Below are 16,097 nucleotides of genomic sequence, written 5' to 3' on the forward strand. Positions count from 1 at the left end.
GGGGATATGGGGTTCGATAATGCAAAGCGAAATACCTATCGGAAAAATGAAACGTTTTGTACGGGCGTATCGCATACGCCCTTTTTGTAATAATATGGCATACGTTATTTTATTATCCCACTCATACCTACCTTTCCACTATCTCAAATCTCAGGTCTCAATACTCATATCTACCTTACTCATCCCTCAAGCTATCCACAGGGTTGGCTTTAGCGGCAAAGTAAGTTTTTGAAGATAGTACAAGGGTGGCAACAGCGGTTAGTCCAAAGCCTGCAACTACGAATATCCACCATGAAAGTTCTGTTTTATAGACAAAGTCATTTAGCCATTCATGCATAAAATACCAAGCGATAGGGAAGGCTATCAAGGAGGCAATGATCACCAGCAACAACAGGTTTTTTAATAATAAAAATATTATCTGGCTGATTGAAGCGCCAAGGACTTTTCGGATTCCTATTTCTTTGACTCTTTGGTTGGTGATAAAAACTGCTAGACCAAATAACCCTAAGGATGCGATTGTAATGGACAACCAAACTGCCCAACTCAACAGCTTCGATAGGTTCTGCTCTGTTTTATAAAAACTGGCAATCATATCATCAACGAATTTATAGTCGAATGTGTCTTCTGGATAGATCGTCTTAAACTTAGTTTCGATTTTACTTATAGCATTTTTCCAGGATTCAGGGTGATTTTTATCTAATGCAACATGCATCATATAGCCCGAATTACTGCTCCAATACATGGTAGGTCTTACGGCTTCACGGGCAGAAGAGATATTAAAATCCTTCATCACCCCGACAATGGTCGTTTGGCCATTGTTGAATGATTTGCCAATGGCATCCTCAGGTTTTTTTAAACCAAGAAGTTCTAACATCTTGAAATTTATAATACTTTCCGAAACAGAGTCAAGAACTCGAACGTTTCTACCCGCTATTAGTGGAATATTATAAACCTTAATAAAGTTCTCATCCCCGTTCCTGGCATCGAAGGTAACCATTTTCTTGTCCGAAGTACCTTGGTCATAATCCATTCCTGAGCTCATAAAACCATTGAATGCGGGCGATTGATTGCCAAAACTAACCGCATTTACCTCAGCTAAATTTTCCAATTCGGTCTTTAAGACCTTTCCCTTTTTCTCACGGTCAAAATTTGGAATATAAAAAGTAACCACAGCATCCTTATTGAAACCCATATCCATATTAATTGCATAATGAATCTGTTTGGATACTACCAATACAGCTATCAAAAATACCTGTGCCAATACAAATTGAAATATGGTTAATCCTTTTCTAACCCAAGCACTTCTGCTTAAATTACTGTTTTTAGAGGCCTGATTTTTTAATGCCATGATCGGTGAATAACCTGTCAGGACCCATGCCGGATAGAAACCCGCAATACAGGTAATAACCAACAATTGAAGAACTAAAAAAGCCATAACTTCCGGAACTGGAATTGATGATATCTTAAAGCCACTTGGAAGAAAACCTTCAAAGGCATGAGTTAATATTGGCAACATTAAAACCGATAATATGGTAGCAATTCCGGCAATCAAAAATGTTTCTAACAGAAATTGCTTTACTAAACTTGACTTCTTTCCCCCCAAGGTTTTCCTGATTCCAATTTCTTTTGCTCTTTCGGTAGATTGTGCTGTGGAGAGATTGATAAAGTTAATCGCACCCAGGGTTAGTAAGAAAACAGCTAATAAAATTAAATTTCTTAGGGTTGACTCCTTAACTGCATTATAATTGAACTTGATATCAAAATGAACCTCCTTTAGGGGTTGAAGGATAAAATTATCCTCCCAAGCGCCATCAACCTTCTCCTTGTTCTTGTTTAATATCTCAACAATTACCTTTTCAATAGTTTTAGGAGAAGTCCCCGGATTTAATAAAAGCAAACATTGATTGCCACCATTATAGTTAGACCATTGATCCCATGATTTAATCACCTTTAGTATAGCATTATTTTCAATAGTTGATAAGGAAATAATTCCGTCATATTTGAAATCAGAATTTTCTTTCATATCTGCAACGACTGCTCCAACGGTCAATTGTATGCTATCCCCATAAATGATCGTCTTGCCTATGATATCGGCAGGACTGGTTTTTGGATAAAAAACCTCAGCCTTGCTCTGAAACAAAACGATTTGATTAGGGCTCTTCAATGAATTAATATTCCCTGATAAGGTCTCTTGAGGATATATCTGAAAGTATTTTTCATTGCTAAATGTCAGTCCATCTTCATTTGGAAATACCTTTGGGTCACTATTGGCATCCTGTTGAATTTTCAACTTCGTTCTGCCCAATTCCAAATCTGGAACAACGGCTTCCACACCTGTCAATTCCGTTTGCATTGCCCGAATCAACGGAACTACAACAGCATTTCCTGTAAAACCTCCATCGCTGACAACCCGGTATACCCGGTCTCCATGCGGAAGATGCTTGTCAAAACTAAAATCATAGCGAACCATCAAAAAAATGATCAAGGTCGCACAAATTCCAATAGCCAAACTTATTACACTTATAGATGAAATCAGAAGGTTTTTCTTTAAGAATCTCCAAGCTGTATTAAATTGGTTCTTTAGCATAGCATTTTTTATTATTACAGTTAATAACCTTTATTTCTCAATCCTCACACCGACTTTTAATTCGTTAAGCGGTAAGGGTAAATTTTCAACCTAAGGCTATTTTATTTTATGGCCGAATGCTACAAATATGTCACCTCTGGGGTTCTTGATTTCGTTAATATTCCTTCTTCTTCGACTCTGTTATTTAATTTATGGCTTGATGCTACAAATATGTCACCCCTCTGGGGTTCTTAATTTTGCTAACATTTCTTCTTCCTCGCTCCGGCTCAAAGTACGTCTTTCCACTCTCTCATATCTCAAATCTCAATACTCACATCTATTCAAGGGCAAAGCCCTTGAATTAATTACTCATCCCTCAAGCTATCCACCGGATTTGCCAAGGCTGCTTTAATGGACTGGAAACTAATGGTCGCTAGCGAGATCAGAATAGCTGCTGCCCCCGCGATTACAAAATAATACCATTCAATATTGATGCGGTATTCAAAATCTTGCAGCCAATTATTCATTACCCACCAAGCAATAGGCGAAGCAATTAAAATGGATATTATTACCAGTTTGATAAAGTCCATGGAAAGGAGAGTAGTGATCTGCGGAACCGAAGCCCCTAATACTTTTCTTACAGCGATTTCCTTCATTCTGGTTTCTGCCATATAGGCGATCAAGGCAAGAAGTCCCAAACAGGAAATAAAGATGGTCAGGCCAGCAAAGAGCATCGCAATAGTACCTATTGCTTGAGCTTCTTTGAATTTATTTTCAAATACCTTATCAATAAAGTGATAGGAGAAGGGATAATCAGGATTGTATTTCTTGAATATGCCTTCAATTGTTTTTAAGTTGTCACTGGTAGAACGTGCTGGGTTTAGACGGTAATGAACAACACTAAAATAGGAAGATGGACCTAAAATAACCGTTGGTTCGGTTTTACCAAATGGTGATGCCATCACAAAATCTTTGATGACTCCTACAACAGTCAGCCTCCTGCCATCTCCATTAATAATGCTTCCCACAGGGTTTTTTAACTTCAATGTCTGAACCGCTGTTTCATTGATTAATACAGCATTACTATCTGTAGGAAATTTGTATACATCAATATCTCGCCCATTGATTAGGGTAAAACCTAAGGTTTTTACCCCATCAGCATCAGAACTGAAGCGATTAAAACTAATTTTTTTATCATCTTCCAAGGAGGCATCAGATGTAAACCCCCAGCCTGAACTATAGCGATCAGTAACTGGAGACATATTTTTGGAGACAGAAATCACAGCATTGCTTGAAAGAAGTTCATTTTTGATGCTTTTAAAGTTTTTCTCAACATTCCCTTCTATTTCTGTATAGATTAATCCATTTTCTTGATATCCACGATCTCTTTCTTTGCTATGATCAATCTGTTTATATACCACAACCGTTGCAATAATCAAGATGATAGCTAGTGTAAATTGAACGATAACCAATACCGAGCGCATGCTAAGTCCTTTGGTTGTTGCCTTGAATTTGCCTTTCAACGTACTTATGGGTTTAAATGCTGAAAGAAAAAATGCAGGATATGCACCCGCTAATAACCCTGTGAATAAAGCAAAGCCCAATAAAAACAACCAGGTTGAGGCTGTTAAAAATGAAATAGAGATATTCTTAGAAACTAATTCATTAAAGTGTGGGAGAGCAATAATAATGATGATAATCGAAAGTACAGCTGCGAGAAGGCTAATGAGAATACTTTCTGTCAGAAACTGGAATATAAGACTCTTTTTATCAGCACCAATAACTTTTCTTACGCCAACTTCCTTTGCTCGACGCTCAGATTTGGCCGTACTTAAATTCATGAAATTGATACAGGCAACCAATAGGATAAATCCTCCTATCCATGCAAATAAATTAACCAAGTCAATTCTGCCTGATTTAAATTCTCCACCTTTACCATTATTATATAAGAATTGATCCTTATAGGGATAGGCAAAAATATCAACTGTGCTTCTAATAGCTGAAGATGATGAATTGTTGTCACCATTGATATGGTCTCTTGTAAAACTCTTTATCTTATTGTTGAAATCAGAAAGTGATAATTCATTTTTTAAAAGGATATAAGTAAAAATGGAATTGTTGTTCCAATTTTCATCATAATAATTGATGCTTTTAGCATATTCCCAAGAAATTAAACCTTCAAAATCAAAACTTGAATTTGATGGGATATCCTCGATAACGGCTTGCACTTTGACTTGATCAACGGAGTCGATTTTTATGATTTTGCCTATAGGTTCTTCATCACCAAAAAGGTCTTTAGCCTTCTTTGCAGTTATGACTATTGATTTTAGATCATTAAGTAAGTTGGTCTTTTCTCCCTTCGCAATGGGAAAACTGAACATATTAAAGAACCCAGGGTCTACAAATGATAACTTGGTTTTTAATTTTTTATCTTGGTAGGTTGTCAAAAAATAATTCTCTCCGCTATATCTTGAATACGTTTCAATATCTGGAAATTCTTCTTTCATAGAAGGACCAAGTATCTTTGGAGTATAAACCCAGGCAAATTTTGAACCTTGGTGCTCGTCCCTATTGCTCATCACATACAAGCGATCGCTTTTCTCATGATAACGATCCATGGTCAGCATATTCTGTAGCCATAGCAAAATCATCAATGCTCCAGCCATACCTATTGCCAATCCAACAATATTAATGGCCGTAAATCCCTTGTTTTTCATGAGATTTCGCCAAGCTATTTTTATGTAGTTCTTAAGCATAATGTTTTAATATTATTGATAGTCGTTTTGAAATAGAGGAGATTTTCGCTGATCGCTCCACAACTATTAGGATTTTACTTTTACAATTGACCTCAGGAAAACTGATGATTGTTTTCTTCTGACAAACACGGTCGAACAATACTTCCGACTTTATAATAGTTGATGCTACTTCTCTTTTAATAGAAAATTCCTTGCTATTCTCTGCATACCAAGCTCCATCCAATGGAATGTATTTATTAAAGGCATGTTGAAAATTTAACCATGCCAATCCCGTCAAGAGCATTGTGATTCCTAGACCCCAAACCAGATTTTTATTCATAATTTTCTTACTCTTCTTTAGAAAATTTAGGGCTCCATTTATTGATTGATTTCCCATGGTCTTTGATTAGTTTTCAGATACCTAAATACCTGTGATTATTATTTCTATTAATATCTGTTTGGTACTTCCAATTCATTTGCCAAAATCATAAATAATTGAAAAGCAATGCTTTGTATGTTTTGACAAGATAATATATGTTCGTTTTCGGACGATTAGTTGTTCGATTTTGAATAAAGGGACAACAACTTGGTCATCCCTTACTTATTAATTAGGTAATATATTATTCATCTCGTAAACTATTCACCGGATTTGCCATTGCGGCTTTGATAGATTGATAACTCACAGTTAGGATTGTAATCAATAAAGCCAATACGGCGGTAAAAACAAAGATTTCCCAGCTGACATTGATTCTATAAGTATAGGTGCTGAGATATTTATTCATGACCCAATAGGCGATAGGAAAAGCAATCAGACAGGCTATTCCAATTAGTAAAATAAACTCTTTCGACAATAGCCTGGTAACGGAGAATACGGATGCACCTAGTACTTTACGCACTCCGATTTCTTTGGTTCTGCTTTCTGCCATATAGGCTGCCAATCCAAATAAACCAAGACATGAGATAATAATGGTCAGCCCTGCAAATAGTGCTGCAAGTTTTCCGGTTTTTTGGGTTTCCTTAAATTTCAAAGCATAAGCCTCGTCTACAAATTTGTAATCAAAAGGAAAATCAGGATTATATTTTTTGAAGATGGCCTCTGCTTTTTGCAGGGCATCTGTTGTCGTCAAGTTCGGATTGAAGCGGATATGAATATTATTCATCCAGCCGCTAGCTCCTTCAATAACCAAAGGTTTAACAGGTTCAAAAGGAGATTCTTGAATAAAATCTTTAATAACCCCAATGATTTGGAATTTTCTTCCACCATCATCGAAGATTTTGCCAATAGGATCTTGGAATCCCATGACCTTTGCTCCTGATTCATTAATCAAGGCGGACATAGAATCCGTAGGGAATTTGGTCAAATCAAAATCGCGACCTGCAATCAGAGTGAAACCCAAGGTTTCAACTACCTTATCATCGCCGGTTTGGCGGTTAAAATCAATAATGCTATTTGGATCCTTTCCCTCCCAAGTGAAGCCATTCCAACCACTCCAGCGCTCAGTTAATGGTGACATTAATCGGGTTATGGATTGCGCCACATTTTGATCCAATAGTTCATGCTTGATCAATTCAACATTTTTGGTGATTTCTCCAACCTCTGGAACATAGATGAGGTTCTCTTTTTCAAAGCCAAAATCACGATCTTGAGCATGTTTAATTTGTTTTTGGATAACAACAGTACTCACGATCAATATCAAGGCAATGCTAAATTGTGTAACTACAAGAATCTTCCTCGGGTTAATTTTTTGCTGAATACTATATAATCGACCTTTTAATACCTTGACCGGATTAAAGGATGATAAAAAGAAAGCAGGATATATACCAGCTAAAAAGCCAGTGAATAAAACAAATCCGCCGAGTAGCATCCAAAACCTAAAATCATGAAACGGAATCCTGAATTTCATGCCCACTAAATCATTAAAGGATGGAAGGACCAGGATAACAAGAATAAAAGCTATTAAACCTGAAATACAAGCCAGTAATAACGATTCTGAAAGGAATTGAAAAACCAAACTTCTTTTTTGTGCACCTACCACCTTTCTAATGCCAACCTCCTTTGCTCTCTTTTCACTTTGAGCTGTACTGAGGTTCATAAAGTTTATACAGGCAATCAATAAAATCAAGCTGGCAATCAGGATAAATGTTTTTACCATTTCTATCCTTCCACCTGTTACTTTTCCGTTTTCATATTTGTTGTATAAATAAGAATCTCCAAAAGAAGTTAGAAAATTCTTTGTTTTTACATCCGAATGCCTTGGAGTAATATCCTTTATTTGTTCTTGGATTTGAGGGAGCTGCTTTTTATCATTAATCTCCACGTATAAGTCAACAGAACTATTTCCCCATAGGTCATCTGAAAAACCAAGTTTTTCCATCAAGGTCCAAGGAACATAGTATTCATAGCCTTGAAAAATAAAATTAGGTTCTGTTTCCTTGATCACTCCTGTGACCGTAAGAATGTTGGCACTATCGAGTTTAATGGTTTTCCCCAATGCCTCGGTAGTTCCAAAGAGATTATCTGCAAGTTTTTCTGATAATACTATGCTGTTGGGGTTTATTAACATGGTATTTCTATTCCCATTGTATAATGGTAATTCAAACATGTTCAAAAACGCAGAATCTACAAAAGCACCTATCCCCGCTGGTACTTTTTTATCCCCAACTGTAAATAAGAACCCTCTGGTCCTACTTAATCGGGATACGTTTTTTATCCCTGAAATTTCTTCTTTTACAGTGGCCGCCAATGGCTTCGGTGTTGAAAACCAAGTTGCCGTATCCTTATCTGTTGCTTCTTGACTACCAACGATATAGAGATGATCTGTTTTTGGGAAATTCTTGTTGAATCCAAATTGAAAATTAACCCACAGCAAAATTAACATGGCTGATGCCATACCAATCGCTAAACCAACAATATTTATGGATGTAAAGCCCTTGTTCTTCTTTAAGTTTCGAAAGGCGATCTTAAAATAATTTCTTAACATAATTTTATTTGTTTAGCGATTTGGTAAAGTATTAAGATATACTACACTGCTGTAGTCGTTTCCAAGATTACTTGTCCATCCAGCATACGGATAACACGGTCTGAGAATTTTGCGTCATGTTCAGAGTGGGTAACCATAACGATGGTGGTTCCAGCTTCATTTAATTCGGTTAATAGTTGCATCACCTCATTACCATTGCTGGAGTCCAAGTTACCTGTAGGCTCATCGGCAAGGATCAACTTCGGATTGTTTACTACTGCACGTGCCACGGCAACACGCTGTTGCTGACCTCCAGATAGCTGCTGTGGGAAGTGGTTTCGGCGGTGCATGATCTGAACCTTTTCCAAAACTTCCTCAACACGCTTTTTACGCTCTGCCGCAGGTACATTGGTGTAAACCAATGGAAGTTCCACGTTTTCAAATACTGTTAATTCATCAATTAGGTTAAAGCTTTGGAAGACAAAACCAATGTTATGCTTACGCAAATCCGAACGCTTATTTTCCTTGAAGTGTGCAACCTCAATATTGTTGAAAAGATAACTACCTTCATCCAAATCATCCAATAAACCGATAATGTTTAATAGGGTAGATTTTCCACAACCCGAAGGGCCCATTACAGCAACAAATTCACCTTCCTTAATGTGGATGTTCACATCGTTTAAGGCAACGGTCTCTACCTCCTCGGTACGGTAGAATTTTTGAAGATTGGTTATTTTTATCATGTGTTTCTTTGTTTAAATAAATTAAAATAGAGTTTTATAATAGGTAATTGTTATTCGCTTCGCAATGTTTTTGTTGGGTTGCTTGTTGCTGCCCTCAAGGCTTGGGAACTAATGGTAAAGAGGGCGATAAGTAATGCCAATCCTGCAACGATAAGGAAAATCATCCAAGGCATATCCATGTGATAATTATACCCCTTTAACCAGTCCTGCATAAACCACCAGGCAACAGGAAAGGCAATCAAACATGATATCCCAACTAAAATAATAAATTCAGTGTTCAACATCTTCACAAGTCTACCGACTGATGCACCCAGAACTTTACGGATGCTGACTTCCCGCGCTCTTTGTTCAGCTGAAAATGAAGCCAATCCTAATAATCCCAAACAGGAAATAATGATGGCCAAAATAGAGAACAAACTAGCTAACTTTTGCAGCATCATTTCTGAAGAAAAATAGTTGTTAAAATCATCATCCAAAAAGGAGTAATTGAATGGAAAATCAGGGTTATACTTCTTCACGATTCCCTCAATCTCTTTCAATACCTTTGGAAAGTCGGCTCCCGTTTTTGTTTTGATGTTTAATATGCCATCTTCTACGCCAAAGGCTTGTCCTATAGACAGAGGAGCCAAAACCAAAGGTTCTGCTTCATCATAAATACTGTTGTAGACATAATTTTTCACAACGCCTGCAACGGTCAAAGCTTCTCCTTGAAACCTGATCAACTTCCCGGCTACTAAGCCATCTGGTTGAATCAGTTTCGCCATGCTTTCATTGATCAAAACCGAACTGCTATCGCCTAAAAGATTAGGTCTGAACGATCTACCATCCATGATTTTCATGCTTAAGGCATCTACAAAATCTTCATCTACAAAGGAAAATCCTATCAAGATCGAAGACTTCGGATCTTTACCATCCCATTCGAATGAAGAGGTATTAGAACCAACTTGCAAGACGCTGCCACGACTCAATCCTACAACTTCTACATTCCCGGTTGCCTTCAACTCTTGTTTGATTACAGGAATATGTTTCGACATATCCCCTAAAATATTCGTCATAATAACCTGACTCCGGTCAAAACCTAAATCACGGTCCTTGGCATACTGAATCTGAAGGTAAATGACAGAGGTACATATCATTAAGATAATGGCTGCTGTAAATTGTGCAATGACTAAACCTTTGCGGATAAGATTGCTTCTTCCAGCTTTTCTCTTGCCTCCTTTCAAAGTAGTCAATGGATCAAAAGAAGAAAGGAAAAATGCTGGATAACTTCCAGATATGATCCCAACTACCAAAATAATGGCAGTAATAAATCCAATTTGCTGCCAATTGCCAAAATCAATAGCAAGCTCTTTGTTGACCATGGTATTAAATGTTGGTAATCCTAGTTTAACCATTCCGATAGCCAAAATGCCGGCAAGAAATGCGAAAACTATGGATTCACCCAAGAATTGCATAATCAAGGAGCCCTTCTTGGCACCAACAATCTTACGCATGCTGACTTCTTTTGCTCTTTTTTCAGATCTTGCAGTCGACAGGTTCATGAAATTGATACAGGCAATTAATAAGACCAACCAAGCGATAGAAGTAAATAATCGAACGTTTTTTATTTTTCCATCTTTTTCAATGCCTTGTTCAAATCGATCGTACATGCGCCATCTTTCCATCGGGTACAGGAAATTCTCCGAATTAGCTTCTTTATCATTGTTAATCTCGGCTATATAATTCTTAACCTTCGCATTCACTGCATTTAAATCTGCATTTGGCTCTAATTGAACAATGGTTTGGATGCTGTTATTTCCCCAAGCGTCATATCCAAAATTTTTATTAGCTTCCAGTATTGTGAAATTCAGGAGCCAATCATATCGGTAATTCGTGTTTTTTGGAAAATCCTTGGTAACAGCTGATACCGTATAAACTTGATTGTTGTCAAACTTGATCGTCTTTCCAATTGGGTTATCATCATTGAAGAAGCGTTTGGCAGTGGATTCGCTCAAAACAATGCTGCTTGGGTTATCCAATGCTGTTTTTGCATTTCCTGCCAAGAATTCTGGATTGAGGATACTCAGAATTTCTGGATCCACATAATTTCCAGATTGGTAGATCTGTTTATCCCCAACCGTAAATAGTTTTGTATTGCCCCAGTCAATCCTACCTGCATTAAGAATTCCTGGAATATCCTTTTTTATCGCTTTAGCAAATGGACCTGGCGTAGCGCCAAATACATTGATGTTTCCATCATAAGTCTGCTTTGACTTGGCTACATAGATGTCCTTTTTATTGCTGAAATAATCGTTGTAGGAAAGCTCATCTTGAACCCAAAGGAAAATTAGGGCAGTTACTGTAATTCCTAAGGCTAAACCAAATATATTCAAGAAACTATATCCCTTGGTTTTCCAGAGGTTTCTAAAGGCGGATTTAATGAAGTTTTTAATCATAATTTAATTGTTGGTTGTTGATTGCCTTTAATTTTTCATTTATTCATTTGGACTTTTACCTTGTATAACTGCCGTCATCGAATTAGCAGATCATTGACGACAGTATTAAGGTAAAATCTTATTGCTTTATATTCAATTCCTGTATTTTATCATAGGTCTCATAACTCGATACCACCACTTTATCGCCAGGTTTTAATCCATTCAATACCTCATAGTATTCTGGATTTTGTCTTCCTAATTGGAGATCGGTGCGGTAAGCTGTTTTACCATCTTTATCCAATTTGAAGATCCAGTTTCCGGCAGTTTGTTGGTAGAATCCTCCTTTTGCCAATAAGATGGCTTTGGTTTCATCACTCAATGCTAAACGAATGGTCAGGGTTTGTCCTCGACGGATGCCTTCTGGTCTTTCTCCAACAAACTCCATGTCTACTTGGAACCTTCCGTCTTTCACTTGGGTGTAAACCTTTTTGATTCTCAATTCATAGGTTTTATTTCCAATAGAAAATTGTCCTTTTAGATCGGGAAAGATGCGGTTGATATAGTGTTCATCAATTTCTGCTCTTACCTTGAATCCGGTCAATACATCAATCTGTCCCAAACGTTCCCCAGGGTTTTTATTTTGTCCGACTTCCGCATCAAAGGAGGTCAATTGCCCATCAACCGGAGCACGAAGGATTAGATCGCCTACTTTTTTACGCATCAAATCCAATGCTTGCTGCGTACTTTGATAGGTTTTACGGTCTTGGTTCAACTTCTGGTTATTTGAAATTTCATCCTGTTTCAAGATCTGCTTGGTCAATTCCACACGCTCTTTTTGGTAATTATACTCGTTCAGCGATTTGTGATATTCCTGCGATCCAATAGCTTTCTCTGCCAATAGTTTTTTATTCAATTCGTAAACACGTTTCGATTCTTTATAAGCTTGTTCAACATCCGCCATCTGGTTTTTATTGGAGATGGACGCTTGTTGTGCATTGGTCTGTGCAATTTGTGCCTGCGTTAATAGGTTCAATACCTGGGTTTCATTCTGTACCAGACTTAACTCCATATCTGTATTGGAAAGACGCATAATCGGATCCCCTTTATGAAGATGAGCACCATCTTCCACATATTTTTCTTCAACACGGCCTCCTACAGAAGCATCCAGGTAAATGCTGCTGATCGGTAATACCGAACCGTTGATCGGAATAAATTCTTGAAATGTATCTTCTTTTACCTCGAAAATGGAAATACGCTCAGCATCTACATTCAATTTACTATTTCCACTGGTGTAATAGTAACTAGCTCCAATCAGAGCGACAATACCCGCAATTCCGGCAATAGTCAATATTCTTTTGGTATTCCACTTATTCTGTTTAATCGGTCTGTCCATGTAATTCTATATTCAAATTTGATAAATGCATAGACAAGGTTGTGCCAAAGTTTTAAGTGAATGAAAATCAACTGATTAAATAATTTTACCCTTTAATTACTGTTCGAAAGCGAACAGTAATTGTGCGATGCTGAACAATCTATTTACAGATTATTAAAAGGGCATATAATAATAAATGGACAAGCCCGAAAACAAGAATTTCCAAATAAATTTTTGGGATTTAAGCTTTATGGCTGAATTCGAAAAAAATAGGGGAAAAATATGGGAATAATTAGATGTTTTACCGGATTTTCTAGGGACTTTCTCCGGACCTTCTTCGGATCTTGTTCGAATTTTTGCGAAGAAGGTCCGAGGAAGGTCCGATAAACCTGTGGAGATAAGTAAATTTTGCTTTGAAGAAGAATTGTATTTAGCCTGAATACGACTACAGCGTAAAAATCCAATCCGAACTTATTTTGAGTGTTCATAAGCGAACACTTTCCTGTTCGAAGCCGAACAGGTTAACTGGACTATAAATATTAATATTTTGAAAATCAGCGTGTTAATTATTTGGCACAGCCTATGGAATGGAGTGGGAAATGAAATTTAGATGAAAAGAAATTACTATTACGTAATCATATTTGTTTGTTGTTTAGTTAGCACGGCAAAAGGACAGGGTGGCTCCCTGTCCTTGGCCGATTGCATTCAGCAAGCAATTCAAAATAACCCAAGCCTGAAAAAAAATGAACTTATTGTGGATCGTGCTGATCTACAACATAAACAAGCGAAATATGATCGCTTGCCTTCCTTGAATGCCAGTGTTGGCCATGATATATCCCAAGGAAGGACTATCGACCCGACTACCAATCAATACATAGATAAAAACAATAGCTCAGGGAGACAGTCCCTGAGCTTAAACGTCCCGATTTTTAACGGATTTGCGATTATTCATAATATTCGGATGCGTTCCAATGCCTTGGATGCCGGAAAATTGGAGTACGAAGGATTTGTAAATGATTTGAAGCTGGATGTAATTGAAGCTTATGTAAAAGTATTGACCGCTCAGGATATGCTGATGCAAACTGAAGGTCAATTAGCAGTTACCAAAGAGCAACTCCACCGAAATGAAATCTTGAATAAGGAAGGTGCTACCAATCCTGGTGATCTTTATGATATCAAAGGACAATACAGTAGTGATCTGAATACTGTAGAATTAACAAAGCAAACCTTAAATGATGCTCGGGTAACGCTTGCTGGCTTAATGAATATTGATGTTAATAGCCTTACGGAATTAGAATCCATAGATATCCCTGCCGAAATACAGGTGAAAAGTTCGGAGGAGTTATTTCAACAATCCTTAAATGCCTTGCCTCAATACAAAGCTATGGATTGGCGAATCAAGGAAATGGAAGAAGGAATTAAGGTTGCCAAGTCCAATTACTGGCCTAGCTTATCCTTAAGTGGTGGAATGAGTTCCAATTATAGTCGTGAAGGTGGGGCCGTTTTCAATCAGATCAAGAATAACTTAAGCAAGGGCGTTGGATTGTCTTTATCCATTCCTATATTCAATCAATTCAAGAATAGAACACAGGTTAGATTAGCACAAGTATCTTTAAGTGATGCTAACCTGAACCGGGATATTTTGAGAAATGAGTTAAGGATGCAGACGGCACAAGCGGTATTTAATTTGAACACAACCCAAAAGAATGTGTTGAATTTGCGCGATCAGGAAGTTAGTTACGCTGAATCCTTTAGAATCGCAACGGTTCATTTTGAAGCCGGCAATAGCAACTCCGTAATTTATTTAACTGCTAAGAATAAATTAGATGCCACCCGCAGTCAATTAATTATCAAACAGTACGAATGGTTGATGCAAAAATATGTGAATGATTATTATGCAGGTTCATTAAATTTATAGTTAACTTAGCTTGCGATGAAGAAAGCGACCATTTTAGTTGTCGATGACGACCAAGATTTATTAACTGCCACACGAATCCTATTAAGACCAAACGTTAAAGAAGTATTAGTAGAACATAATCCAGAGCGGTTAATGAATATCCTGGAAAAGAATCCAGTGGATATCGTTATGCTTGACATGAACTATAAGAGTGCGATTAATACCGGGAACGAGGGTTTGTTTTGGTTGTCGAAAATCAAGACCCATTTTCCGAAGGTTAATGTCGTCATGATTACAGCTTATGGGGCAGTGGATTTGGCTGTTAAATCCCTAAAACAAGGCGCTTCTGATTTTATCGTTAAGCCATGGCAAAACGAACAATTATTAAATACCTTAAATACCATTTACGAAGAGAGTAGGCCTAGCCAAAAGGATAAGGTTGTCGTTAATCCTCGAGACCAGCATGGTATTATTGGAAATTCTGCTATCATGGAGGATTTACAATACAAGCTGGATAAGGTTTCACCTACGGAAGCGAATATTCTGATCTTAGGTGAAAATGGTACCGGGAAAGATTTGATTGCCAATGCTATTCATCAACGTTCATTACGGGTGAAAGAGGCTTTTGTTAAGGTGGATGTGGGATCATTGACCGAAACCTTGTTTGAAAGTGAGCTTTTTGGATATAAGAAAGGTGCATTTACGGATGCACGTGAGGACCGAAAAGGACGTTTCGAACATGCTGATGCCGGAACTCTGTTTTTGGATGAAATTGGAAATATCAGTTTGCAACAGCAAGCAAAATTGTTGAGTGTTCTACAAAATAGGGCAGTAGTTCCATTGGGATCAAGTCAGCCTATACCAGTTGATATCCGATTGATTTCCGCAACGAATGTGCCTTTGAAGGTACTTGCTGATGAAAATCGATTTAGAAAAGATTTAATCTACAGAATCAATACCTTAGAAATTCAGGTACCGCCATTGCGAGAAAGGGTAGGCGATATTCCGCTATTGGCAGAGCATTTCCTAAAATTCTATAATGGGAAATACCATAAAAATGTAAGTGGATTTGAATCCGATGCCTTAACCAAATTAAAAGCATACCATTTTCCGGGCAATGTCAGGGAACTACAATATAGCATTGAGAGAGCTGTAATTATGTCTGATCAGGCGAGTATTCGTGCAGAGGATATCTTATTTTCTCCGATTGAGCAGCAGATTGAAGAAAAGCCCATCCTAAATGACTTCTCCTCGCATAACCTGGAAGAGATGGAACGTAAGGCCATCAAGTCTGCAATAGATCGGTTTAATGGGAATATCAGTAAAGCAGCCAAGGAATTGGGGCTTACTCGTGCAGCACTTTACCGTAGGTTGGAAAAATATAACCTGTAATCAATGAACAGGCTTGCC

The 16,097-nt window shown here is 37.5% G+C and carries 9 protein-coding genes; 2 read left to right on the forward strand and 7 right to left on the reverse strand.

Annotation, left to right across the window (positions count from 1 at the left end; all coding sequences use genetic code 11):
* Positions 1–175: 175 nt before the first annotated feature.
* From ACF3OC_RS02900 to ACF3OC_RS02930, 7 genes are all read right to left on the reverse strand, one after another.
* Positions 176–2,587 carry an ABC transporter permease gene (locus tag ACF3OC_RS02900; RefSeq protein ID WP_094280193.1) on the reverse strand — a complete coding sequence of 804 codons (2,412 nt, stop codon included), beginning with the start codon at positions 2,585–2,587 and terminating at the stop codon, positions 176–178.
* 344 nt (positions 2,588–2,931) lie between these two features.
* Positions 2,932–5,322 (reverse strand): ABC transporter permease, encoded by a 2,391-nt coding sequence (locus ACF3OC_RS02905; RefSeq protein WP_392470854.1) that lies wholly within the window; start codon positions 5,320–5,322, stop codon positions 2,932–2,934.
* On the reverse strand, positions 5,315–5,641 hold the full coding sequence (locus ACF3OC_RS02910; protein WP_144043673.1) for a hypothetical protein: 327 nt from the start codon (positions 5,639–5,641) through the stop codon (positions 5,315–5,317). Before ACF3OC_RS02910 ends, ACF3OC_RS02905 begins: the two co-directional genes overlap by 8 nt.
* Before the next feature lie 280 nt (positions 5,642–5,921).
* Positions 5,922–8,282: an ABC transporter permease gene (locus ACF3OC_RS02915; RefSeq protein WP_094280190.1), complete on the reverse strand. Its 2,361-nt coding sequence runs from the start codon at positions 8,280–8,282 to the stop codon at positions 5,922–5,924.
* 41 nt (positions 8,283–8,323) lie between these two features.
* The gene (locus tag ACF3OC_RS02920; RefSeq protein ID WP_392470856.1) at positions 8,324–9,004 is read right to left on the reverse strand and encodes an ABC transporter ATP-binding protein; all 681 of its coding nucleotides are present in this window, start codon (positions 9,002–9,004) and stop codon (positions 8,324–8,326) included.
* Between the two features lie 50 nt (positions 9,005–9,054).
* The gene (locus ACF3OC_RS02925; protein WP_094280189.1) at positions 9,055–11,439 is read right to left on the reverse strand and encodes an ABC transporter permease; all 2,385 of its coding nucleotides are present in this window, start codon (positions 11,437–11,439) and stop codon (positions 9,055–9,057) included.
* A 118-nt stretch (positions 11,440–11,557) separates the two neighbouring features.
* Entirely contained in the window at positions 11,558–12,811 is a 1,254-nt protein-coding gene (locus tag ACF3OC_RS02930) for an efflux RND transporter periplasmic adaptor subunit (RefSeq protein ID WP_392470858.1), read from the reverse strand.
* A 589-nt stretch (positions 12,812–13,400) separates the two neighbouring features.
* Here ACF3OC_RS02930 and ACF3OC_RS02935 point away from each other — a divergent pair.
* On the forward strand, positions 13,401–14,708 hold the full coding sequence (locus tag ACF3OC_RS02935) for a TolC family protein (protein WP_094280188.1): 1,308 nt from the start codon (positions 13,401–13,403) through the stop codon (positions 14,706–14,708).
* A gap of 15 nt (positions 14,709–14,723) precedes the next feature.
* Positions 14,724–16,079, forward strand: coding sequence for a sigma-54 dependent transcriptional regulator (locus tag ACF3OC_RS02940; RefSeq protein ID WP_094280187.1), 1,356 nt, complete (start codon positions 14,724–14,726; stop codon positions 16,077–16,079).
* Positions 16,080–16,097: the final 18 nt, after the last annotated feature.

Source organism: Sphingobacterium cellulitidis (genome assembly GCF_043187465.1).
GTDB lineage: Bacteria > Bacteroidota > Bacteroidia > Sphingobacteriales > Sphingobacteriaceae > Sphingobacterium > Sphingobacterium cellulitidis.